This is a genomic window from Jannaschia rubra (assembly GCF_001403735.1).
Lineage (GTDB): Bacteria > Pseudomonadota > Alphaproteobacteria > Rhodobacterales > Rhodobacteraceae > Jannaschia > Jannaschia rubra.
On sequence record NZ_CXPG01000012.1, the window covers coordinates 159,289 to 181,610 of the forward strand.

Annotated in this window: 27 protein-coding genes and 1 tRNA gene; 14 read left to right on the forward strand and 14 right to left on the reverse strand. The window is 64.9% G+C overall.

Annotation, left to right across the window (positions count from 1 at the left end):
• The first annotated feature begins 44 nt into the window (after positions 1–44).
• On the forward strand, positions 45–761 hold the full coding sequence (gene hisA, locus JAN5088_RS03890) for a 1-(5-phosphoribosyl)-5-[(5-phosphoribosylamino)methylideneamino]imidazole-4-carboxamide isomerase (protein WP_055681681.1): 717 nt from the start codon (positions 45–47) through the stop codon (positions 759–761).
• A gap of 3 nt (positions 762–764) precedes the next feature.
• Here hisA and JAN5088_RS03895 read toward each other — a convergent pair whose 3' ends face one another.
• Complete coding sequence (locus tag JAN5088_RS03895; RefSeq protein WP_055681493.1) at positions 765–1,208, reverse strand: DUF302 domain-containing protein; 444 nt, start codon at positions 1,206–1,208, stop codon at positions 765–767.
• 137 nt (positions 1,209–1,345) lie between these two features.
• On the opposite strand from JAN5088_RS03895, the gene hisF reads away from it, so the two are divergent.
• From hisF to JAN5088_RS03910, 3 genes are all read left to right on the forward strand, one after another.
• Positions 1,346–2,107 carry an imidazole glycerol phosphate synthase subunit HisF gene (gene hisF / locus JAN5088_RS03900; RefSeq protein WP_055681494.1) on the forward strand — a complete coding sequence of 254 codons (762 nt, stop codon included), beginning with the start codon at positions 1,346–1,348 and terminating at the stop codon, positions 2,105–2,107.
• A gap of 2 nt (positions 2,108–2,109) precedes the next feature.
• On the forward strand, positions 2,110–2,433 hold the full coding sequence (locus JAN5088_RS03905; protein WP_055681495.1) for a phosphoribosyl-ATP diphosphatase: 324 nt from the start codon (positions 2,110–2,112) through the stop codon (positions 2,431–2,433).
• Between the two features lie 209 nt (positions 2,434–2,642).
• Positions 2,643–3,461 carry a PRC-barrel domain-containing protein gene (locus JAN5088_RS03910; RefSeq protein WP_055681496.1) on the forward strand — a complete coding sequence of 273 codons (819 nt, stop codon included), beginning with the start codon at positions 2,643–2,645 and terminating at the stop codon, positions 3,459–3,461.
• Positions 3,462–3,518: 57 nt separating this feature from the next.
• Here the strand turns inward: JAN5088_RS03910 and JAN5088_RS03915 are convergent, their stop codons facing one another.
• The 3 genes from JAN5088_RS03915 to rlmB form a co-directional block, all read right to left on the reverse strand.
• Positions 3,519–3,992, reverse strand: a complete 474-nt coding sequence (locus JAN5088_RS03915; protein WP_055681497.1) for a CoA-binding protein — start codon at positions 3,990–3,992, stop codon at positions 3,519–3,521.
• A 178-nt stretch (positions 3,993–4,170) separates the two neighbouring features.
• Entirely contained in the window at positions 4,171–4,443 is a 273-nt protein-coding gene (locus JAN5088_RS03920) for a hypothetical protein (RefSeq protein ID WP_055681498.1), read from the reverse strand.
• Entirely contained in the window at positions 4,436–5,224 is a 789-nt protein-coding gene (rlmB, locus tag JAN5088_RS03925) for a 23S rRNA (guanosine(2251)-2'-O)-methyltransferase RlmB (protein WP_055681499.1), read from the reverse strand. The genes JAN5088_RS03920 and rlmB overlap by 8 nt, the downstream gene beginning before the upstream one ends.
• Positions 5,225–5,322: 98 nt before the next feature.
• On the opposite strand from rlmB, the gene JAN5088_RS18770 reads away from it, so the two are divergent.
• Positions 5,323–5,406, forward strand: a tRNA-Tyr gene (locus tag JAN5088_RS18770).
• Between the two features lie 182 nt (positions 5,407–5,588).
• Here JAN5088_RS18770 and JAN5088_RS03930 read toward each other — a convergent pair.
• The 8 genes from JAN5088_RS03930 to JAN5088_RS03965 form a co-directional block, all read right to left on the reverse strand.
• Positions 5,589–5,873, reverse strand: coding sequence for a DUF4387 family protein (locus tag JAN5088_RS03930; protein ID WP_055681500.1), 285 nt, complete (start codon positions 5,871–5,873; stop codon positions 5,589–5,591).
• Positions 5,866–7,203 (reverse strand): acyclic terpene utilization AtuA family protein, encoded by a 1,338-nt coding sequence (locus tag JAN5088_RS03935; protein ID WP_055681501.1) that lies wholly within the window; start codon positions 7,201–7,203, stop codon positions 5,866–5,868. Before JAN5088_RS03935 ends, JAN5088_RS03930 begins: the two co-directional genes overlap by 8 nt.
• Positions 7,204–8,757, reverse strand: coding sequence for a tripartite tricarboxylate transporter permease (locus tag JAN5088_RS03940; RefSeq protein ID WP_055681502.1), 1,554 nt, complete (start codon positions 8,755–8,757; stop codon positions 7,204–7,206).
• 1 nt (position 8,758) lies between these two features.
• Positions 8,759–9,208 carry a tripartite tricarboxylate transporter TctB family protein gene (locus tag JAN5088_RS03945; RefSeq protein WP_233489709.1) on the reverse strand — a complete coding sequence of 150 codons (450 nt, stop codon included), beginning with the start codon at positions 9,206–9,208 and terminating at the stop codon, positions 8,759–8,761.
• A gap of 37 nt (positions 9,209–9,245) precedes the next feature.
• On the reverse strand, positions 9,246–10,202 hold the full coding sequence (locus tag JAN5088_RS03950; RefSeq protein ID WP_055681504.1) for a Bug family tripartite tricarboxylate transporter substrate binding protein: 957 nt from the start codon (positions 10,200–10,202) through the stop codon (positions 9,246–9,248).
• A gap of 108 nt (positions 10,203–10,310) precedes the next feature.
• On the reverse strand, positions 10,311–11,462 hold the full coding sequence (locus tag JAN5088_RS03955; RefSeq protein WP_233489710.1) for an AI-2E family transporter: 1,152 nt from the start codon (positions 11,460–11,462) through the stop codon (positions 10,311–10,313).
• Positions 11,446–12,438 carry a YihY/virulence factor BrkB family protein gene (locus JAN5088_RS03960; RefSeq protein WP_233489711.1) on the reverse strand — a complete coding sequence of 331 codons (993 nt, stop codon included), beginning with the start codon at positions 12,436–12,438 and terminating at the stop codon, positions 11,446–11,448. The genes JAN5088_RS03955 and JAN5088_RS03960 overlap by 17 nt, the downstream gene beginning before the upstream one ends.
• Positions 12,439–12,472: 34 nt before the next feature.
• Positions 12,473–12,850 (reverse strand): DUF4112 domain-containing protein, encoded by a 378-nt coding sequence (locus JAN5088_RS03965; protein WP_055681505.1) that lies wholly within the window; start codon positions 12,848–12,850, stop codon positions 12,473–12,475.
• Positions 12,851–12,946: 96 nt separating this feature from the next.
• Between JAN5088_RS03965 and JAN5088_RS03970 the strand changes: the two genes are divergently transcribed.
• Complete coding sequence (locus tag JAN5088_RS03970; RefSeq protein ID WP_055681506.1) at positions 12,947–13,684, forward strand: SDR family NAD(P)-dependent oxidoreductase; 738 nt, start codon at positions 12,947–12,949, stop codon at positions 13,682–13,684.
• Positions 13,685–13,691: 7 nt separating this feature from the next.
• Here the strand turns inward: JAN5088_RS03970 and JAN5088_RS03975 are convergent, their stop codons facing one another.
• The gene (locus tag JAN5088_RS03975) at positions 13,692–14,228 is read right to left on the reverse strand and encodes a DUF488 domain-containing protein (RefSeq protein ID WP_055681507.1); all 537 of its coding nucleotides are present in this window, start codon (positions 14,226–14,228) and stop codon (positions 13,692–13,694) included.
• Positions 14,229–14,582: 354 nt separating this feature from the next.
• On the opposite strand from JAN5088_RS03975, the gene JAN5088_RS03980 reads away from it, so the two are divergent.
• The 7 genes from JAN5088_RS03980 to JAN5088_RS04005 all read left to right on the forward strand — a co-directional run bounded on the left by JAN5088_RS03980 (position 14,583) and on the right by JAN5088_RS04005 (position 20,839).
• On the forward strand, positions 14,583–15,716 hold the full coding sequence (locus JAN5088_RS03980; RefSeq protein WP_055681508.1) for a site-specific integrase: 1,134 nt from the start codon (positions 14,583–14,585) through the stop codon (positions 15,714–15,716).
• Between the two features lie 87 nt (positions 15,717–15,803).
• Positions 15,804–15,992 carry a helix-turn-helix domain-containing protein gene (locus JAN5088_RS03985; protein WP_055681509.1) on the forward strand — a complete coding sequence of 63 codons (189 nt, stop codon included), beginning with the start codon at positions 15,804–15,806 and terminating at the stop codon, positions 15,990–15,992.
• The gene (locus JAN5088_RS03990; protein WP_055681510.1) at positions 15,989–16,438 is read left to right on the forward strand and encodes a hypothetical protein; all 450 of its coding nucleotides are present in this window, start codon (positions 15,989–15,991) and stop codon (positions 16,436–16,438) included. Before JAN5088_RS03985 ends, JAN5088_RS03990 begins: the two co-directional genes overlap by 4 nt.
• A 150-nt stretch (positions 16,439–16,588) precedes the next feature.
• A complete protein-coding gene (locus JAN5088_RS18520; RefSeq protein ID WP_144431846.1) occupies positions 16,589–16,825 on the forward strand; it encodes a hypothetical protein in 237 nt (78 codons plus the stop codon).
• Position 16,826: 1 nt separating this feature from the next.
• Positions 16,827–19,394, forward strand: a complete 2,568-nt coding sequence (locus JAN5088_RS03995) for a bifunctional DNA primase/polymerase (protein ID WP_074962597.1) — start codon at positions 16,827–16,829, stop codon at positions 19,392–19,394.
• A gap of 589 nt (positions 19,395–19,983) precedes the next feature.
• Positions 19,984–20,559, forward strand: a complete 576-nt coding sequence (locus JAN5088_RS04000; protein ID WP_055681512.1) for a hypothetical protein — start codon at positions 19,984–19,986, stop codon at positions 20,557–20,559.
• A complete protein-coding gene (locus tag JAN5088_RS04005; protein WP_055681513.1) occupies positions 20,552–20,839 on the forward strand; it encodes a hypothetical protein in 288 nt (95 codons plus the stop codon). The genes JAN5088_RS04000 and JAN5088_RS04005 overlap by 8 nt, the downstream gene beginning before the upstream one ends.
• Positions 20,840–20,952: 113 nt before the next feature.
• Here JAN5088_RS04005 and JAN5088_RS18525 read toward each other — a convergent pair whose 3' ends face one another.
• On the reverse strand, positions 20,953–21,549 hold the full coding sequence (locus JAN5088_RS18525; protein ID WP_143114789.1) for a hypothetical protein: 597 nt from the start codon (positions 21,547–21,549) through the stop codon (positions 20,953–20,955).
• Positions 21,550–21,946: 397 nt separating this feature from the next.
• On the opposite strand from JAN5088_RS18525, the gene JAN5088_RS04010 reads away from it, so the two are divergent.
• Positions 21,947–22,321 (forward strand): hypothetical protein, encoded by a 375-nt coding sequence (locus JAN5088_RS04010; protein WP_055681514.1) that lies wholly within the window; start codon positions 21,947–21,949, stop codon positions 22,319–22,321.
• Position 22,322: the final 1 nt, after the last annotated feature.

Consider the following 22,322-nt stretch of genomic DNA (forward strand, 5'->3'; position numbering starts at 1 on the left):
TTTGCGGCAGAACCGGCATGACGCAGACGACCCGAGGTGCCGCCATGATCCTCTATCCCGCCATCGACCTGAAGGACGGTCAGGCCGTCCGCCTGCTGCACGGCGAGATGTCGTCGGCCACGGTCTTCAGCGACGATCCGGCGGCGCAGGCGCGCGCGTTTCAGGAAGCGGGCTGCGAATGGGTGCATCTGGTCGACCTGAACGGGGCGTTCGCGGGCACGCCCGTCAACGCGGCGGCGGTCGAGGCGATCCTGGCCGCGCTGGACGTGCCAGCGCAACTGGGCGGCGGCATCCGCGACATGGAGACGATCGAGAGCTGGCTGTCGCGGGGGCTGGCGCGCGTGATCCTGGGCACGGTCGCGGTCGAGACGCCGTCGCTGGTGCGCGAGGCGGCCCATGCGTTCCCCGGCCAGATCGCCGTGGGGATCGACGCGCGCAAGGGGCGCGTGGCGACGCGCGGCTGGGCGGAGGAGACCGACGTGACCGCCACGGAACTGGCCCACCGGTTCGAGGACGCGGGCGTGGCGGCCATCATCTATACCGACATCGACCGCGACGGCGCCATGGGCGGGCCCAACATCGAGGCGACGGACGCGCTGGCGCGTGCGGTGTCGGTGCCGGTGATCGCCAGCGGCGGCGTGTCGTCGCTCGACGATCTTCGGGCGTTGAAGGCGCGGGGCACCATCGCGGGCGCGATCACGGGGCGCGCGCTCTACGATGGGGCGATCGACCTGAAGGCGGCGCTGGCGGCCTTGCGCTAGCCGCTATTCGACCGCCTTGCCGGTCAGGGTCTGCAATGCCCCCTTCATCTTTTCGACGTAGTCCGCGTCGTCGGGGATGGTCAGGTCGTCGAACATGTCGTCCATTTCGGGCCAGAGGACCTGGGTCTGCCCTTCGTCGTCGTAGACCAGTACCCGCAAAGGCAGCATGACGCCGGCGCGCAGATCGTCCTGCATCGCCCGGGTGCCGAGTTGCGGATTGCCGAAGATCAGAAGCTGCGCAGCGGGCAGCTCCATGTCCACCGAGGCCGCCCCTTCGGCGTGATCGACGCGCGCGAAGACGGTCGCCCCCGCGCCTTCGACGGCGGCGACGAGCGCATCCATGGTGTCCGCCACAGGCTTGTCCGAAGGGATCGACTGGAAATCGGCGGCGAGGACGGGGCTGGCGAGCGCCACGGCTGCGGTGGCGGCAAGGATGGTGCGGAACATGGGTGTCTCCTGTTTGCGGCTGTGGGAAACAGACGGACGGAGGGGCCGGTTCGTTCCGTCACAGCTCCGGCCCGGCAGGTTCCCGCCGGCTGGACGCGCCCCTTGCCACCTCGCGCAAAGCCCGCCAAACCGCATTCATGCTCAAGACTCGCATCATTCCCTGCCTCGATGTGGCCGATGGCCGCGTGGTCAAGGGCGTCAACTTCGTCGACCTGATCGACGCGGGCGACCCGGTGGAATCGGCCCGCGCCTATGACGCGGCGGGCGCGGACGAGCTTTGCTTCCTCGACATCCATGCGACGCATGAAAACCGTGGCACGATGTACGATCTCGCGACCCGGACGGCGGAGGCATGCTTCATGCCCCTGACCATCGGCGGCGGGGTGCGGACGGTGGACGACGTGCGGAACCTGCTTCTGGCGGGGGCCGACAAGGTCAGCTTCAACTCCGCCGCCGTAGCCGATCCCGATGTCCTGTCCCGCGCGGCCGACCGCTTCGGCAGCCAGTGCATCGTCTGCGCCATCGACGCGCGGACGGTGGAGGCCGGTCGATGGGAGATTTTTACCCACGGGGGGCGTCGCGCCACCGGCATCGACGCGGTGGAGTTCGCGCGATTGGCGGCGGAGCGGGGCGCGGGCGAGATCCTGCTGACGTCGATGGATCGCGACGGCACGAAGGCGGGGTTCAACCTCGCCCTGACGCGCGCCGTGTCCGATGCGGTGCCGGTGCCCGTCATCGCGTCGGGCGGTGTGGGAACGCTGGATCATCTGGTCGAGGGTGTGACCGAAGGCGGCGCATCGGCCGTGCTCGCCGCGTCGATCTTCCATTTCGGCACCTACACGATTGCCGAGGCCAAGGCTCATATGGCCGCGGCCGGCATCCCGATGCGATTGGAGTGACGATGGCCGACCGACACAGCATCGACCGCCTGTGGGAAACCATCGAGGCCCGGCGCGACGCCGACCCCGAGACGAGCTGGACCGCGCGGCTGTTGTCGCTGGGGCCGGAAAAATGCGCCACAAAGTTCGGCGAGGAAGCCATCGAGGCGGTGATCGAGGCGGTAAAGGGTGATTCGGAGGCTCTGGCGCGGGAGGGGGCGGATGTTCTCTATCATTTCTGCATCATGCTCGCCGCAGGGGGCGTCACGCTGGACGACGTGATGCGGGAGCTTGACCGAAGGGAAGGCACATCCGGGCTGGTCGAGAAGGCATCGCGCGGCGGGTAAGGCCCCTGCTGCAGTGCAATGTACTCTGACATCCTCATGTCGAGCCGTGGCAGGGCTCGTCCCGGCCGCGACGGCGGGAACCTGCAAACCGGCTTTCGATGAAAATGCCGCAAGACGACGCATCCGGTGCGGAACCGACACGCCGCCCTGCGGGTTGCCGCAATGACCAACCTGCAAACAGGTCACCGCGACAACATCAGGAGAATAAGATGAAAACGCTTTTCGCGTCTACCGCCATCGCGGTCTGCCTTGGACTGCCCGCCCTTGCCCAGACCGTAGTGGACAGCCCCTTCGTCGGGTCGATCGACACCCAGGCGCTGCGGGCATCGGACCTGATGGGCGCGCGGCTCTATGTGACGGAGGTGGAGGCCGACCCGTTCGGCGGTCTTCAGGACGACTGGAACGACGTGGGCGAGATTTCCGACATCATCGTCGGTGCCTCCGGCGGGATCGACGCCGTGCTGGCTGACATCGGAGGCTTCCTCGGTCTGGGTGAGCGGACCGTGGCCGTGAACATGGACGATCTGCAGTTCGTGTCTGACGGTGCCGAGGCGGACGAGTATTTCATCGTCCTGCAGGGCACCCAGGCTCAGCTTGAAGCAGCGCCCGAGTTCGACGACAGCTTCGAGCGGGGACGCCTCGGGCTGGAACGCGTGGATGCTCCGGCCGCTACGGTCGACGGGACTATCGTCGCAGGAACGACCACGGCCATGTCGGCCGCTCCCATGATCGAGCGGGAGGGCTATGCCCTGATCGAGCGTGACGCCCTGACGGCGGACGACGTGACCGGCGCCACCGTCTATGGCGTGGGCGACGATATCATCGGCGAAATCGGCGACCTCATCATGTCGGATGGCGGCCAAGTGGATCGCGCGATCGTCGATGTGGGCGGGTTCCTCGGCCTGGGCGAGAAGCACGTGGAGTTGCCCTTCGACAGCCTGAGCGTCATGCGCGGCGACGGCGATGTGCGCGTCTACATCGACGCCACGCAGGAGCAGCTCGAAGCCTTGCCCGAATACGAAGGGTGACCGCTCGCTCCGCCTGAAATCGGGCCCGTCGCACCCTGCGGCGGGCCCTTTCATGCGTCAGAGGCGGGCGCTGACGATGCCGGTGTTGAACCCGCCCATCCTGAGTTCCCCGAACAGGCGTTGATATTCGATCTTGGGGCAGCGGTCCTGGATGATGGTCACGCCCGCCGCATCGCACATCGCCTCAGCCTCCGGGCTGACGATGCCGATCTGAAGCCAGACGCAGGACAGGCCGGGCAGACGGCGCAGCCCTTCCTCGACGATGGGGGGCACGGCCTCGGGCCTGCGGAAGATGTCGAGCATGTCGACCGGCCCGGCGATGTCAGCCAGGCCCGCGACGACGGTTTCCCCGAACAGGACCGACCCGGCGTGGCCCGGATTGACGGGGATCACCCGAACCCCCTTTCGCGACAGATAGCGGCCAACGTAGTTGCTGGGCCGCACCGGATTGGGCGACACGCCCACGCAGGCGATCGTCTTGGTGCGGGTCAGCACGTCACGCAGCAGGGTGTCGGACGGAGTCGTGGTCATGCGCCGACCAGACGACAAAAAAAGGCCCGCGGCAAGAATGACGCGGGCCAAGGTGTGGAACGAGGGACAGTGAACAGAAGAGCGAGAGTTCCAACTCGCCTTCCTCAGACATGTAGGTAACGGTCGGGCGGAAAAGAAGTTCCCCTCACGAAGACGTTTTTCCCGCGTGAGCCTGGCGTCAGTCGAAAATGTCCTCGATCTCGTCCACGACATCCTCGATCAGGCGGCGCAGGAAGCCCTTGGACTTCTTCTTGCGCCCTTTTCCCGGTTTGGGCATGGGCCGCGGCACGGCGCCCGCGGGATGATCCGCCACCGCGCGTGCCTGCGCGGGACGCAGCGGCTTCATCGCCGTCAGGGGCGCACCGCAGGAGCCGCAGGCCAGCGCATGGTTCCGCACGCAGAGCGTCGTCCGCCGGCCGCAATAGCAGCAAGTGGCGATCCGCTCAGGCATTCCGCCCGTCCTGCAGCGCATAGAGCGCGACGGCGGCCGCGTTCGAGACGTTGAGCGACCCGAACGGCCCGGCCGGGTCGATCCGCACGATATTGTCGCAGAGCGCGCGCGTCCGGTCGCGCAGGCCCGGACCTTCGGCGCCCAGCACGATGGCGGTGGGCGTGGCGGTCAGGGCGGACGCGGCCTGCGACAGGGTGTCGGTCCCGTCGCCGTCCAATCCGATCAGCGTGTAGCCCAGCCCCTTCAGCCGCTCCATCGCGTCGCCGAGGTTGCCCACGCGCAGATAGGGCTGCCGCTCCAGCGCGCCCGAAGCCGTCTTGGCCAGCGCCCCGGTTTCGGGTGCGGAGTGGCGCGTGGGGGCGATGACGGCGCGGGCGCCGAACACTTCAGCCGACCGCAGGATGGCGCCTGCGTTGTGCGGGTCGGTCACGCGGTCGAGCAGTACCAGTAGCGGCGCTCCGCCCCCCGGCCGCGCAAGGTCGTCGAGCTTGCCCCAGTCGAGCGGCCTGACCTCCAGCGCGGCGCCCTGATGCACCGACCCGGGATCGAGAGGCGCGGAGAACTTGCGCGGGTCCACGATTTCGGGCGTCATGCCGGATGCCGGCACCACCTCGCCCAGCCGGTCGGCGGCATTCTTCGTCAGCACCAGCCGCAACCGGTCGCGCATCGGGTTCTGCAGCGCATCGCGCACCGCATGCAGGCCGAACAGCCAGACGGTCTCGCGCGCGGCGGCGCGGCGGTCCTGCTCCTTGGCCACGACCCATTTCGGCTTTTGCGCCATGTCACATCCCCGATGGTTCGTCCCGCTTATCGCGCGACGCGGCGGGGGTCACAACACCGCTTGACCCCACCCGGCCCCTTGGCTATCCGAGCCCCGTTGGGCGACAGGCCGCAAGGTGTGGCAGGGGACTGTAACTCCCTCGCGGAGACGCACGCCAGGTTCGATTCCTGGGTCGCCCACCACCGGCTCCTCCGCAAGGGAGATGCCGAAGGTTCCGTTGCACCGGCAAAGCGGCAGTCGCTTCGCAGAAGCGACGAGAGCTCTTTCTTCAAGTCATTTCGCCTTGAATGAGCCACCGGCTCTTCCGCAAGGAAGATGCCGAAGGCCCAGCAGCAGCGGCAGAGCGGCAGTCGCCGCCCCTCCCTCAGACATCCATCCCGGTCAACACATGCGCCAGGGCCGCGCCGTGCATGTCGCGGTCGCGTGCGCTGCCCTGCACCTGGGGGCGCGGCAAGCTCAGCTTGACGACATGCAGGTCGGGCAGGTCGAAGCGCCTCATCTCGGCCGCGCCCAGCCGCGTGGCGAAGGTTTCGGTCGGGATGGCCGCGACGCGGGCATAGGTGTCGGCCTCGCAGAAGATGTCCACCGTCATCCAGAACGGCCCGGCGTTCTTGGACCTGACGCGTGCCAGCGTGCCCAGTTCAGACATCCAGAACCTCCAGCCGGAACCCGTCCATCGGATCGTCGAGCGTGAGGACGTGATGCAGGACGAATTCGTATTGCGGCCCGAGGTCGATTTCCGGCGGGGAGAAGGGGAAGGCGAAGGTGGGCATCGGCTCCTCCGCCGTCAGGGGGTGGTGGAGGAGCAGCGGGTTCACCGTTTTGGCCACCTCGCGCGCGACGCCGGCGTCGGGGGCGATGACCTGCGCCATGACGCCGATCTCGTTCGGGGTGGCGGTGCCGGGCTCCAGCGCGCCGAGCGTCGCGTCGAGACCGATGCGGCGAAGCTCCAGGTCGTAGGGCACGTCGCCCATCCGGTCGGAAACCTTGGCTCGCGCCCGCGCCTCCAGCGAGGCGCACCAGTCGTCGATCTGCGCGACATACCGGGGGTCGCGCACCAGGACGAGCGACATGACCCCCTGCCCCGCGACGCGCGCGGCCTCCAGCTTGACGGTATGGGGCGCAATGACCCATTCGCTGCCCTCCACCCGGACGGAGCGGTCGTCGAGCGCGGCATAGGTCGCGGCCGACACGTCGAGGTGGCCGCCCGGTTCGTGCAACACGATGGGATCGGAGTTCTCATAGAGCAGATGCGCGGCGACGGTGCGGGGCGTGGCGCGCGACGCCTGCGACATCGGCGTGACGGTGAAGCCCGTGTCGTCGAAGACGATCTCGATCGTGCCGGTGTCGGGGTGCGTGCAGCAGAGCGCCCCGCATTCCCCCACCTTGGCCCCGTGCCATGCCGCGCCGGGGTGGCATCCGCGCGCCAACGGCAGGGCGGCGAGGATCGCCGTGTCGGTGGTGCGGCCGCAGATCACGATATCGGCCCCCGTGGCCAAGGCCGCCTGTACCTGCTCGGCCCCCGCCAGCGCCACGATGTTGGTGCAGGTCAGCATGTCCTCCCGCGCGACGGCGGGCGCACCGGACAGCGGGGTCACGCGGTCCCACGCCGCCATCAGGTCCTGCGGGTCGCGGTCGCAATAAAGGACGGCGATCTTCGCGTGGCTCCCCGTCTCGGCCAGGATCTCGCGCGTGATGTCCACGAGCCAATCGACCGCCGTGCCGGCGCCGCAGGTGCCCGCCGTTCCGATCACCAGCGGGCAATCGGCGCGGCGCGCGGCGTCGATCAGCGTCGCCCACTCCGCCTTGGTCTGTGCGCGGGAATACTTGCTGACCCCCCGCCCAAGATAGGCGGGGCCGCTGTCGGTGGAGCCGCCGTCGATGGCGATGAGGTCCGGCGCGCGGGACAGGCCCGTCTCCAGCGCCTCGGCCTCCCACCCGAGGCCGAGGGCACCGGCGGGAATCAGGATACGCACCATTCAGTCGGTCCTCTGCTTGGGCGGGGGGGTGCCCTCGTGTTCGCCCATGGCCTCCATCGGGGTGGCCGGGCGCTTGATGATGCGGCGCAGGAACAGCGGCGCGACGAAGCCCAGCACCGCCGCCGACCAGAGCGTGATCGAGATACCGGAGGAGAACAGATACTGCCATTCGCCGTTCGATAGCGTCATCGCCTGCCGCAGGTTGTTCTCCATCGCGTTGCCCAGAAGTATGCCCAGGATCACCGGCACCGTGGGAATGTCGAGCTTTCGAAACAGCCAGCCCATGACCCCGAATGCCACCATCAGAAGGAGGTCGAAATAGCTTCCCGTCAGGGAATAGATGCCCACGAAGCTGACCATCATCACGCCCGGCAGCAGCAGGTTCGCCGGCACCGACAGCACCTTGACGAAGATCTTGACCAGCGGGACGTTCATCAGGAGCAGGACGAAGTTCGCGATCAGGAGCGATGCGATCAGGCCCCAGACGACGTCGGGGCGGTTGGCGAACAGCGTGGGCCCCGGCGTGATGTTCAGCGTCATCAGCACCGCGAGCAGCACCGCCGTCGTGCCGGATCCGGGAACCCCGAGCGTCAGCATCGGCACCAGCGCCCCGCCGGCGGCCGAGTTGTTGCCCGCCTCGGGCGCAGCCACGCCCTTGACCACGCCCGTGCCGAAGCCGCCTTTCGGGCCGGCGATGGACTTCTCCATCATGTAGGTCAGGAAACTGCCGAGCGACGCGCCCGCGCCCGGCAGGACACCGGCAATGAAGCCCAGAACCGACGACCGCAGCATCGTCCAGCGCGTCACCCAGATGTCGCGCCAGGGGATCGTCACGCGGTCGAGCTTCACTCCGATGGCGCTGCCCTTGCCGTGGCTTTCGATGAAGACGAAGACCTCGGACACCGCGAACAGGCCGACGATGGCGACGAGGAAATCCACCCCGTCCGCCAGGTGCAGGTTGCCGCCGGTGAACCGCGGAAAGCCGCTGGAGTTGTCGAGGCCGATCATGGCGATGCCCAGCCCGATGGCCGAGGCCAGCGCCGCCTTGGCCTGGTTCTTCGATGCGATGCCGCCCAGCGTGGAGAAGGCCAACAGGTAGAGCGCGAAATACTCCGCCGGGCCGAACAGATAGGCCACCCGTGCCAGCATCGGCGCGACCAGCGCGAGCGCGATGGTGGCGAAGAGCGCGCCCACGAAGGAGGCGACGCCCGAGATGACCAGCGCATCCCCCGCCCGGCCCGCCCGCGCCATGGGATAGCCGTCGAGCGTGGTCATCATCGCAGGCTCGTCGCCCGGAATGTTGAGCAGGATCGAGGAGATGCGCCCGCCGTACATCGCGCCGTAGTAGACCGACGTCAGCAGCACCAGAGCCGCCGTGGCGTCGAGGCCCATGGAGAAGGTGATCGGGATGAGCAGCGCCACGCCGTTCGACGGCCCGAGCCCCGGCAGCGCGCCGACGATGGTGCCGATGAAGCATCCGATGACGGCCAGCATCAGCGTCCAGGGCGACAGCGCGATGGAGAAGCCCAAGGCCAGGTTCGACAGGATGTCCATGTCAGAGCCCCCTCGGCAGGCCGACGAGGCCGAGGCCCAGCACGAACCGGAACAGGACGAACAGGCCGATCGACAGGCCGATGCCCGCGAGCGCCGCGAACTTCGCCCGCGGTTCGATCAGGTAGCTGAGGATCGCGGCCGCGACGGTCGTCGGCAGCAGGAAGCCGAGAGGCTTGAGCATATAGGCATAGGCCACCAGCGTCAGCACCGCGACGGCCATCAGGCCCCAAGTGGCGCCGGAGGGAAACTTCGGGTCCGGGTCGGGCTTCAGCACCATCACCAGACCGCAGATCAGGCAGACCCCCGCCACGAGCAGGGGGAACGTCTTGGAACCGACCGGATCGGTCAGGAAACCCACCTGAAGGTTCAGCGCGGCATTGGCATAGGCCAGCGCACCCAGGACGACGACCACCCCGAACAGGCGGTCGCCCTTTCCTTTCGACAGGTTCACGCGGGTCGCCCCGCGCATACCCACGACGGATGCGGTGTCATTGGATGACGCCGATCTCGCGCGACAGTTCGGCCTGGCTCGCGATGCTCTCGTCCACGAAGGCCTGGAAGTCGTCAGCCACACGCGTGAAGGGGGCGAGGCCATTGGCAGCCATCGCAGCCTTCCACTCGTCGCTTTCGGCCACGGCGGTCAGCTTGTCGGCCCATTCCTGGAACCGCTCGTCCGAGATGTCCTTCGGCACATAGAGCCCGCGCCAGTTCACGCCGATCACGTCGACGCCCTGCTCCCTGGCGGTGGGGATGTCGAACCCTTCCACCCGGTCCTCGGACAGCACGGCAAGGGGGCGGACTTCGCCGGATTCGATGAACCCCACGATCTCGGACATGTCGCCCGTCATGCCTTGGGTAAAGCCTCCGACGGTCTGGGTGATCGCATCCGCGCCGCCGTCGACGCCGATGTACTTGATCGACCGCAGATCCTCGATGCCGTGGGCCTGCGCCAGTTGCAGCACCTTGAGATGGTCAAAGCCGCCCGCTGCGGATCCGCCTGCGAAGGCGATGGAGGACGGATCTTCCTTCATCGCGTCCAGAAGGTCGGTCAGCGTCTGATACGGGCTGTCGGCGGCCACGACGATGACGCCCGGATCGGCCCCGATGGCGCCGACGAAGCGCACCTGGTCGGCGCTGGCCCCACCATAGGCGTTCTGTGCCAGGCGGGTGACGGTGGCGACGGAGGCCGCGACCATCAGGTCCTCGTCGTCGGTCCGCTCGTTCACGACGGTCTGGAACGCGAGGCCACCGCCGGCGCCCGCCATGTTGGTGACCTGCACCGGCTGGTCGACTTCGCCGATGTCGTACATGATCTTGCCGATCTGGCGGCAGGTGAAATCCCAGCCGCCGCCGGGGTTCGCCGGAGCGATGCATTCGGCCGCCGAGGCCGCGCCGACGACGAGAAGGGCCGCGGCAAGGGTCGCCGCGCGAAGGGTATGGGTCATGAGGTCCTCCCAGACGTGGGGCCGGATGTTGTCCCGACCTTCCGTCCGGCAGGTTAGCGGCTCGGACCGCCGGATCAAGCCCGGATCGCGCCAGGACGCACCGCGCTCTCAGGCACGGGGCTTCGCCTGCGGCACGAAGCCTTCGGCATCGCCCAGGAACAGGCCGATCTTGTGCAGCCGGGGGATCGCGTCGCAGATGACCTTGATCACGATCAGCGCCGGCACCGCGACGACCATGCCCATGATCGACCAGATCCAGGCGAAGAAGGCGACCGACAGGAACACCATCACCACGTTCAGCCGAAGCCGCTGGCCGACCAGCGTCGGCGTGACGAACTGGCCCTCGAAGGCGGTCAGGCCATAGTACGTCAGGAGCACGCCGATCGCGGGCCAGGGATCGCCGAAGGTCACGAAGGCTATGATTCCGGCGATGAGCGCGCCGACCACCGCCCCCACGAAGGGAATGAAGTTGAGCGCCGTCGCCATGATCCCGATCAGCCAGGGCGACGGCAGGCCCCACCAGAACATCGCCGCGCCGATGCACAGGCCGAGCCCGATGTTGATGAGGGTGATCGCGCCCAGATAATTGCCCAGCCGCGCCTCGATCGTGCGGATGGTCGCCACGGTGGTCTTCTTGTCCTGGAAACGGTCGACGCTCTGGACGGCCTTCTGGATGAAAAGGTCGCCCGAGGCGACGAGGAAGTACATCAGGCAGATGGCGAAGACGATCTGACTGAGCAGGCCGGGCGCGAAGGCCGCGACGGAGGTGGCGAGCCCCACGTTGTCCACGACCTCGACCTGCATCGGGCCGGGTCCATCGCTGCCGATCGCTTCCTCGGTGACTTCCCTCGCCTCGTTCATGCTTTCGAGCAGGCCACCGGGGCCGGTCAGGGTCGCCGTCGCCTCGCGCAGGAGGGAGGGGATGTCGGACACGAATTCGTAGATCGACTCGCTCAGGGCCATCATGCCGACGAAGACCCCCGCGCCGATCAGCAGCGTGAAAAGCGCCGCCGACACCGGGGCAGGTATGCCCACCCGTTCCAGCAGGCGTCGGGGAGCGTTCAGGATGAAATAGCCGAAGATGGCACTGGTGACCGGGATCAGGAAGACCGACGCCACGATGAGGGCCTGCACCAATGCGAGGATGAACAGGCCGGTGACCGGGATGGCAAGAGGGTGGCGCGTCTTTGGCGTCTCCGTCGGCGGCGCGGGGTCGATCACGCCCGCCGAGCGGGCGGGCGGATCATCGCGCGGGGCCAAGGGTATCCGCCTTCGTCGCTTCGCGGAAGCCCATCGGCTCACGCGGGCCCGTGGTGGTATCGCGGGCGGTCTGCGCCTCGATCTCGGAATTGAGTTCGGCCCCCAGCAGGATCACGAAGGCCGAAAGCCACATCCACATCAGCAGGACGATGACGCCGGCGATGGACCCGAACGTCTCGTTGTAGCTGCCGAAGTTGCGGACGTAGATCGAGAAACCGATGGACGCGACGAGCCAGAGCGCACAGGCCGTCAGCACGCCGGGCGTCAGCCAGCGCCATTGTGCGGACGCCCGGTCCGGCCCGACACGGTAGAGAACCGCGACTCCGCCCACGAACAGGAGCGCCAGCGGAAGATAGCTGACAAGGCGGATCGCCAGTTCCATGCCCGGCGCGATGTCGAGGAAGGCCAGCGCAACAGGCAAGACCACGATTAGGACGGCCGCGATCAGGACGCCCACGATCATGGCAAGCGTCAGCCCGATCGTCATGAGCTTCAGCCAGATGAATCCGCGCGTCTCCTTTTCGTCGTAGGCCAGGTTCAGCCCCTCAATCAGGCTGCCCATGCCCTTTGACGACGACCATAGCGCGAGGACCAGACCCAGGATCAGGCCCAGCGTCAGGCCCCCCGTCTCGCTGCCGGTCACGGATTTCGCCTGTTCCAGAAGGATGCTGCTCACGTCAGACGGGACGATCCCCGACACCTTCTGGAACGCATCGACGATCTGCGACGGCTCGTAGATCAGCCCGGCGATGGACATCAGCGCGGTGATGGCGGGAAAGATCGCCAGCAGCGCGTAGAAGGCGATGCCGGCCGCGACCAGCGACACGTGGTCGGCAATGACCTCGTCCTTCACCCGGAAGGCGATGTCCTTCCAGCCCTTCGCAGGGATCTTCGTGGGACCGGATGCACCTCGACCGCGCCCCGGCTCCATCTGCACGGCCTCGGCACGGGTCATCTTGCGTCTGGTATCGCTCATCTCGTGGTAGTCCCCCTACCCGGTATCCGGGCGGTCATTCAACGCGCCCGGCGGCCGATTGTTCCCTGTCCTCACGCTCCAGATGCCGACGCAGGAGCGCGGTGTTCCGGCGGTTCGCCTTGAACGCCACGTCCAGCAGATCGCCCAGAAGCGGTACGGTACCGACGACGACATCCATCCCGATGTTGCCCGCCATCCGCAGCTTGAGGCCCGTGGGCGCGCCCATCCGATGTGCCTCCAGCAGAATGAACCCCGCCGGTCCCGCGGTCGCCACGTCGCCCAAGAAGGGCACCAGCCCCAGGATGGAATCCCAGCCGAAGCGGATACCGGTGCCCGGCACTCGGAAGTTGGCGTCCATCGTGCGCGCGACCTTCTCCAGCCGTTCCAGACGTCTCAGCTTGTCCGGTGTCATCGAACCTCCCCTGTTGCGAAACAGACGCCCGCTGTGCCTTGCGAGTTCCCTCGGCCGGGCGATAGCCTCCGCAGGAAAACCACTAGGAGGGCGAGGATGACACGGACGTTCGAGGAGCAGGTGGCCATCGTCACCGGCGGCGCGCAGGGGATCGGGCTGGCCGTCCTGCGCCGGCTGATCGCGGATGGCGCGCGGGTGGCGAGCTGGGACACGAATCCCGACCGCAACGAGGCGATGGCGGCAAGCGAAGGCGCGACGGCCATCGCCTGCGATGTGTCGGACGCAGCTTCCGTCGACGACGCGATGGCGCGCACCGTGGCGATGCTGGGCGCGCCCGCCATACTGGTGAACTCCGCCGGCATCGCGGGGCCGAACGCGCCGGTCGCCGATTATCCCTTGGACGATTGGACCCGCATCCTGGCCGTCAACCTGACGGGGACGTTCCTCGTGAACCGCGCGGTGGTGCCCCACATGCGCGACGCGGGTTACGGTCGCATCCTGAACGTCGCATCGATCGCGGGAAAGGAAGGCAACCCGAATGCCTGCGCCTATTCCGCGTCGAAGGCAGGGGTGATCGCATTCACCAAGAGCCTCGGCAAGGAACTGGCCGACATGGACATCGGGGTCAATTGCGTGACCCCCGCCGCCGCGCGTACCCCAATCTTCGAGCAGATGTCGCAGGAGCATGTGGACTGGATGCTGTCCAAGATCCCCCGCGCGCGGTTCCTCGAAGTGGAGGAGGCCGCGGCGACCATCGCCTTCGCCGTCTCGCCCGCCAACAGCTTCACCACCGGCGCGGTCTTCGACCTGTCGGGCGGCCGCGCGACCTATTGACCCCGCATCAGGCAGCCGGCGGATAGACCACCTTTCCGTCGCCTGTCGGCCGCGCGCCGGGCGTCATGCTGGCAGGGTCGATCCTCTTGCCGCCCATCAGGTGATCGACGGCATGCCCGTTGGCCAGCAGGTAGTCGGTGATGATCCGTCTGTGGCAACGCCACCACACGGCCTCCGAACACATCATCGCCAGCCGGGTCTGACCGCCCAGGGCCACGAGGTCTTCGAACGCCCTCCGGAACTCGTCGCCCAGGGCGTAGTCGGCGTAGTTGTGGAAGCTCCGCACCCGCCACAGCGCGTTCGTCGCCTCCTCCACTTCGGGCTGTTTGGCCCGCCGGCCGCCCAGTGCGGGCATGTGGCGATAGCCGATCTGCACGCCGGCGAGATCTTCCGGCAGCCGGTCGGTGTTGAAGTCCGGGTTGCTGCGCGACCTGGGGAAGGAGCGCACATCCACCACCAGGCCGACACGCGCGTGGCGGAGTATGTCGATGAACTCGTCCAGGGGACGGTTGGAATGACCGACGCTGGCGAACCGGACGGTCATCGGACGGTCGCTCCGAAGCCTTCGCCGACCCCTGTTGGGACGTCGATCCGATGCGTTGATGACTGGTCCACCATGGCGGTCTTCCTTCCGCAGAAGAACCCGCCGACAGGACGTCCGTTCCAGGGGTAAGGTCCGGATCTCGGTCGTCAGTTCACGGAAAAGCCCATGGTGCCCCCACACGGACTCGAACCGCGGACCTACTGATTACAAATCGAGACGAGCGCTATAATCATGGTACATTCTCGCCAATTCGGGGCGTACGAACCCATTTAAACAAGGCAATATTCGTCCTATCGGCTCACTCGGCATCACCCGAGCTGTGCCCAGAAACAGTGCTCAGGACGGTATTTATCAATGACAATATTCAAGTTCACAGAGGCGCGGGTTCGCGACCTCCCACTAGGCTCGGGCATCCACAGGGATACGGACGTGAAGGGCCTACTCTGCATCTGCCACAAGACGACGAAGACCTTCGCTGCCCAGGGCGATGTGAGGCGGAACAAGCGCCACGTCCGCACTGTGCGCGTCAAGATCGGGCGCACCGACCTGGTGCGTCTGGGCGAGGCGCGAAACGAGGCCAGAAAGCTGATGGCCACGATCCAGTCTGGTGTCGACCCGACCGCTGGACCCGAGGAGACGGGCATGACGCTGGAACAGGCCCTCACCACGCATCTGAAAGAACGGGACCTCTCGCCCGCGTCGGTCAAGAACTACCAGTATCACATGGATCAGTATCTCGGGCGTCTTCGACGTCGTGCGGTGGCAGACATATCACGCCAAGACTGCCGAGACCTCTTGGACACGCTGACGAAGCGACACGGACGGACCACGGGCGGATCGGTGATGCGCACGGTGCGAGCGATCATCAACACCGCCCGCAGGCACGACGAGACCATAGCGGCCAATCCCATAGACGCGATCCGTGTGCCTGCGACTGCCAGACGGCAGGTCGATGAATTGGATGTTGCGGCATTTTGGAGCGAGACCTCAGCGTCGTCGGGCGTAATGCGCGATCTGCACCGCACCTTCCTGTTGACTGGCGCTCGCCGCAGTTCGTTGCTCGGTGTGAAGCGGGCCGACTTCGATCCTGATCGGGGCATCCTCACTTTTACGCACATGAAGGTGGGCGGTGCATGGTCGTTCCCTACTGGCCGCTGGCTGACGGAGACGCTGCGGGCGAGATTGGCGGAGGACGAACCGCTCTCGTCTGAGTGGCTGTGGCCGTCGCCAACCTCTGCGACTGGTCGGATCGCCGAACCCAAGCGCAAGGGCATACCGTCGCCCCATGCCCTTCGTCACCATGCCCGGACGTTCATGATCGCCGCTGGTGTGCCCTACGCCGAGGGGGCTCTGCTTCTGGGCCAGAGGCTGCCGGGCGCATCGGGTGGCTATGTGCATCAGTCACATCTGGTCGAGGCCTTGAGACCGTACGCGCAAGCGCTTGAGGACTACATCCTGGCGCTCGCGAATGACGGTACGGTGGCTTAACTCGTTGGCATCAAATGCAAGTGCAGACTGATAACCTGACAGCATCGAGACCCATTTGGGTACATCTGGATGTAGAGGTTTATCACCATGACGACCGAAAGAACCGACACCCCGTGGATGACCAGCGAGCAGGCCGCAGGCTACCTCTCGGTCTCCAAGGGCACTATGCACAACTGGCGTAGCAAGGGCGCAGGCCCTCGCTACCGCACCGTCGGACGGATCGTCCGATACCACCGCGACGACCTCGACGCTTTTCTAATGGAGGGCGCGGCGTGAGCGATTGGACTGCGGCACGGCGGGCTGCGAGGATCGCGGAAGTTTCCGGCATAGAGGTCAAGAGGGCCGACGTGTCCCCCGCAGACAAGGACCGCATTGAGCTCGCCGTCATGCGGATTGGTGGACCTCGCCGAAACCAGGTTTTCTACCGCTCGCTGTCGGACGCCTGCGCCCAAGAGGGTTGGCCACTTGAACACCCCATGACGATCTGGACGGTCGCGATGTACGCGAACGTTTTCCCCGTGCAGCGCCTCAAGGGCGACGCTCGGGTTGTCGAAGGGCCGATACATTTCACGGGGCCGGACTTCGCGCTAACGAGCTCCAACCTCGACCTGTTCTGGGGAGACACCGTGCTGGTCGCCCTGGCGCTGAAACGCCGTGACGCGCCAGGCGTGGACAAGATGCTCTACCGCCGGGCTGGCGCAGGACCTTACCACCGCGCCTGACGGCCAGCGAAGGCCAGCCCCGCGCGAAGTGTTGGTATGCAGGTGCCAGCCACCACGGTATTGTTCTGTGAGAAGGAGCGGACTGCCGCCGCAAGGCAATCCGCTCTGAAAGAACCCGAACAGCAACAATCGAGTAGAAGGGACACGGCAATGTCCATGACTGAAAATACCACGCGTGAGGTTGACAGCACGCCATTGAAAGACCTCCTGACGACAAGGCAGGCCGCAACCCTGACAGGGCACCCACCAACAGTGCTGCAAGCCTTCCGCAACCGTCGCAACAACACCAAGTACAAGAACGCAGGACCCGACTACGTGAAGATCGGGACCGCAGTCTTCTACGAGCGATCCGTGATTGCAGCTTACGTCGAAAACCGGCGGGGCTGACATGACCAAAGACACTGATGCGTCGCAACTGGCGCCGCTGGTCGAAGCCGGATACCAGCTAATCCCGCTGCATAACTTCGCTTTTCAGGATGAGCATAAGGGTAAGCGCCGAAAGCGCGGCAAGAGCCCAGTCCATGGCAACTGGACCAAGAAGCCATATCGTTCATCCGATCAAGTCACGCACATGGAAGCTGGCGATAACGTCGGGGTTCGCCTCAAGGCAAGCGACCTCGTGATCGACGTGGACCCGCGCGCATTTCCAGACGGCGAGACCCTCGCGACCGATAACCCGTTCACCCGTCTCTGCGAGGCCGTTGGTTTTGACCCCGATAAGTATCCGACCGTGGCGACGGGCGGCGGTGGATTGCACATCTACATGACGAAGGGCACCGAGAGGTCTGTCAGGGACAGCCTGCCTGATTATCCGGGCGTCGAGTTCAAGGCCCTGGGACGTCAGGTCGTCGCGCCAGGTTCGATCCACCCAGACACCCTCAATGCCTATACATGGCTTCAAGGCAGGCCTCTTGACGACCTTTGGCTCGGCGCACCCGCCGCGCCCGATCTGCTCTTGGGCCTGATCGAAAGGCCAAAGGGTTCTGCTCCCAGCGGCGGCGGTGAGCACGATCAGGAAGAACTGGCGAAGATGCTGGACGGACTGGACCCCGAGAATTTCCGCGACCATGATATGTGGCTGACGCTGATGCAGGCTTGCCATCATGCCACTGCTGGTGATGGGCGCGAGGAATTCGTGGAGTGGTGCACCCGCGACCCGGACTATGCCGATCATGGCGGCGTCGTCGGCCTGCGATGGGACAGCCTTCACGCCGATAACGACGGGACGCGGGTCACGTACAAGACGCTCCACAAGATCATGCGCGACGCGGGCATCGGCGATCACATCCCGCAACCGCTAGCGCCTGACGACTTCGACGACCTCGATCCTGACGACCTGCCCGAGGGGGCGTTGACGGTGGAAAGGAAGCCAAAGCCAAAGATCAGGACCGGCGAAGGCAGGCTGATCGATATGACCGCCGCCGCGAAGAAGGCGCTTTTCGATGCTGCTGGCCATGAGGTCCTGCAACGCCATGGCCAGTTGATCCGTCCACTCCGCCTAGGACGATCGGCCGATGAGGATGGCGTCCGTCACCAGGCGGGCGCGACCGTCCTCCTGCCCGTGAATGAACACTGGCTTCAAAAGCGCATGGCACAGACCGCCAAATGGTACAGGCTGGCCGTCGAGAAGTCCTCGGACGAAGGCGGCAAGGGCAAGGTGAAGGAACATGACACCGATCCGCCGCTCAAGGTCGCGCGTCTGATCCTGAACGATCAGGGCGACTGGCCCTTCCATGCCATGACGGGAATGGTCGCATCGCCGACCGTGGACGTGACGACCGGACAGGTGGTTGACCGGCCAGGCATTGACCCACGCACGGGGCTGCTGGCCGTCTTCGAACCCGCCGACTTCCCGCGCATCGACCCAGACGTCGGCCATGACGGCGCAAAAGAGAGGCTGCGCCGCGTCGAACATGCCCTGTTCAGGGCGATGCCGTTCGTTGACGAAGGCAGTCGTGCGGTCGCCATGTCGGCACTGATAACCGCGCTCGTCAGGCCGACGCTCCGTGCGGCCCCGATGCACCTTTTCGATGCGGCCATGGCTGGCACAGGCAAATCCAAGATGGCCTCGGTGGTTGGCGTCTTGGCTACGGGCGTCGAACCGTCCGCATCTGCCTGGGCAAGCTCGGACGACGAGAACGAGAAGCGCATCGCCGCTCTCTACCGCAAGGGCAATCCGGTGATCCTGTTCGACAACGTAGACGCCAAGAAAGGCGACAGGCTGGACGGAAACATCTTGAACATCGTGCTCACGCAGGACCCCGCATCGATCCGCGTCCTGGGCAAGACCGAGGACGAGACCCTGAATACCAGACTGATGGTGCTCGCGACCGGCAACAACATCGTCGTTGCAGGCGACTGCTGCCGCCGCGCGGTCAAGTGTCGTCTTGACGCCAAATGCGCAGAGCCTGAACGCCGCGAATTCGACTTCGATCCAGTCCAGGTCGCCAGAGAAAATCGAGGGCGTCTCGTGACTGACCTGCTTGAAGCCCTCTCCGCCTACATCCATGCAGGCCGCCCGACCGATCCTGCCAAGCTAGGCTCCTTCGAGGACTGGACCTCAGTACGCGGGCTGCTGGTCTGGTGCGGACTGGCTGATCCCGCCGTCACAATCGCGGACATCAAGGCCACGGATCAGGATCGCGATGACCTCATGACCGCCCTTGAGAACTGGCGCCATGCCTTCGACGGTGATTGGGTCACAGGCGCAGACCTGGAGGCATTCGTGGCCGCATCCGCGGATGACCTTGATGAACGGCTGGGGCGTGAGATGCACGACGGCGCTGAGGCGATGGTGGAGGCCCTGTTCAACAACAAGACCGACAAGAACTGGATTGGGCGGTCGCTCAACTCGACCCAGGGGGTTGCGGCTGGCAACTTCTATCTGGAGGTCAAGCCGGGACGTTCTGCAAAGTTTCGGGTCCTGGATGCCGAGATTATGGACGGGCGCGCATGACCGATGATGCCAGTCATGTAAGGTCGCCGTTGCGCTCTAATGTTGCGAACGGATCTTTTCGGCGGGCGGACCAAGGGGCGGGCATATGCGCGCATTTCTATATACAGAGGCCGTATAGGCTACCTACCTCTTACAGCTCATAAAACGACTGGGTAGTGTAGGTAGGCTATTCGACTTCCGATTATAAGAATGCGCGCATATGTCCGCGCCCCTCGACAGTTTCACCGAGAAAAGGGTCCCAAAGGACCGTTCTGCCGAAAAGGCGTGCCGTCCTTCATCCTGGTTGAAGGGGTCTATTCGGTCGCCCCTCCATGCAACGCTGGTTTCCCGCAGTGGGTGAACACGACATCCTGTCCTGAGAGAGCGAGGACGCCTCGCGCACGTGACAAGCCGCCTCCGTTCTTCCTGCCAGAGCGCCGCCCCACTGACAATCGATCAGGGGGCGTTTTGATCGGAAGGATAACGGGATCAGGGGCTTGGCGCGTGGAGGGCATCCCGAGCACCGAAACTGACACCGCAAGAGGGCCTACGATTGAGCCGACTTTACCAAGACAGCGCACCAACGGCAGGATCAAAGGCCTCGACGGGGATGATGCATCCACATGCCAGCGAGCCGTCGCCTGAGTTCAAGCGCGCGTTCCTGGAACGCCTGGTCGAGGTTGGCAACGTGACGGTCGCCTGCGCCCAACTGGGACTGCCCAGGCCGAACGTCTATTACTGGAAGCACCGCGACGACGACTTCCGTCGTGGCTGGGACATCGCCATGGCCATCTTCCAGGACCAGTTGACCAACGACGTGATGGACACCGCCCGCGAGCTCGGCCTCGGCCGCTGGAAGCAGGCCACCGACGAGGACGGTGAGCCCGTGCTGAACGACGACTTCGAGCCGGTCCTGATCCTGGACGTCTCGCACGTCGACGCCCGCATCCTCTCGAAGCTGATCGACAAGCGGGTGCCGAACGTGGACGGCCCCGCCCAGACCAACCTCCAGGTTAACACGACCGTGAACAACAGGCTCCCTTCCAGGCCGAGGCTCGTGCAGCCCGAGAGGGCCGTACGGAGCTCCGTGGTGACCTCGGGGCGCCCGGGCGGTCGACACGGCGTCGAAGATGCCGAGTTCGTCCAGGGGTCACCACAGGAGACCGGGGGATACGCCGATGACTGACGATGCAATACAGGTCACGATCGTGAAGCCGGGAGGCACAGCGACGGTGAAGTTCGCTGAAGGGTACGAGACGATGCGGGTGGCCATCGGCTACCTGCACGATCCGAACGATGGCCTGATTGCTGAGATGCAGGCGGGGCGGGACGCAACGCCCTGGGCCTCCCGTGCCGTGAGGGATGACGCCACCTGGTCGATTGAGCTTCGAGGCGACCTGGACGACGCAACCCGCGGGCACCTCCTGGACTGGATCGCTAGCACCGCGTATTTTGAAGACGCATAACCGCCTGGAACTGCATCCCAACCTGACTTGACCGCTAGGAGCCCTAAAATTCAGATGCAGCGCTTTCCCCCAATGACTACTGTCCTTGCGCCATAAGTTCCCGCAACGACGTCTTACACTGTTTCGCTAACAAGTTTTTGAGAAGATTCGGCGGCAAAGCTGTAAAAGTCTTTCTTATGATGCCTTTCGAAACTTCTCATGAGATAGCTTTTAACTAGCTCATGAAGTGTATATTTTCCTTCTTCGGAAAGAGGCTTTTGTTGAATGGAATTCATGGCATCTTCTGTAAAGCCTTTTAAGCGTTCATCGCTAATATCTGGATCAAAGTTCTTGAAGAAAATGGCGATGTTGGATTGGGAGGTCGCCATTTGTAGGGTCGTGCGCGCTTCTACAGCGACTGCTTCAGACAATGATTGGATGACTGAAGGGCTGTTGAGCTTACTAATCTCACCCTGAGCGTTGGCGTAGGCCTTTAGGCCAACGATGACATGCTGGCTGGAAAAATCTGATAAGTCCGGCATGCCGTTTCTGCTAGTGGCTACCACACGCCCCAATGCTTCATCACTATCGTATCCTTGAGTGAATATATCTGTCAGAAAATACAGCGCATATCCGATGGACCAAAGCGGCTTATCTTTTGTCTTTGCTTTCTTCATTGCCCATCTAATCGCAAGAAATGCGATAAATATGATGATAATAGTGGTTAGCATATGTCGACTCCAATTGTGCCGTTTGCTGCGGGCTTACATTCTACTGATGCGGGCGTAGTGGCCGGAGAAGATATGTAACACGACTGGCTCAGCGACAGAACAGTCGGGAACGAAGACAAGGTTAAAAAAGCTCTGGTTGTGTCGCGGGGTCGAAGGCTTTGACGACGCCTGGTTACTACGTGACAGTCTGAGCTCACCAGCATGAATTGAGCGGCGTCCCTAACTTGTACGGTGCCCAGTCCTGTATTTTGCACCTTGGACCGCGAAATTGCCTTAAATATTAGCGCTTTAAAGGCCTACAGCCACTGACTGAATGTCAGTCGGGCGGCTCGCTGGCTTCTTTTCGGACGCCTCTGCGGCATTGTGCCTGCATCCCCGCACCGCCAGAGGAGAGCTGATGACCGAGCGCCCGAAACCGGTACTGCCGACGCTCCGCTACAAGAATGCTGAGCGAGCATTGCGTGATCTTTTCGAAGAGGCGGCTGCTGATGCACGGCTCGACCCAGAAGCCAGCATGCGCTCGAACGTCATCACACTCTTGGCTCACGCCTGGAATGTCAGCGGGACAATCCACTGGCAGCGAGGCTGGGTTCGCGAGGCGATGTTGGTCTTGGCAGCCGCGGGTTGCATCGTCCCAAGTGCCCAGATCATGCGGTGGTATCGGTCGCGGATCAGCGAGGCACCCGGCACGTTCAGGAACACCGCTCGCGCGCCAGTTGAGATACTGGAACAGATGGACCTAGCATTCCTTGACGCCAACAATTTGTTTTAGG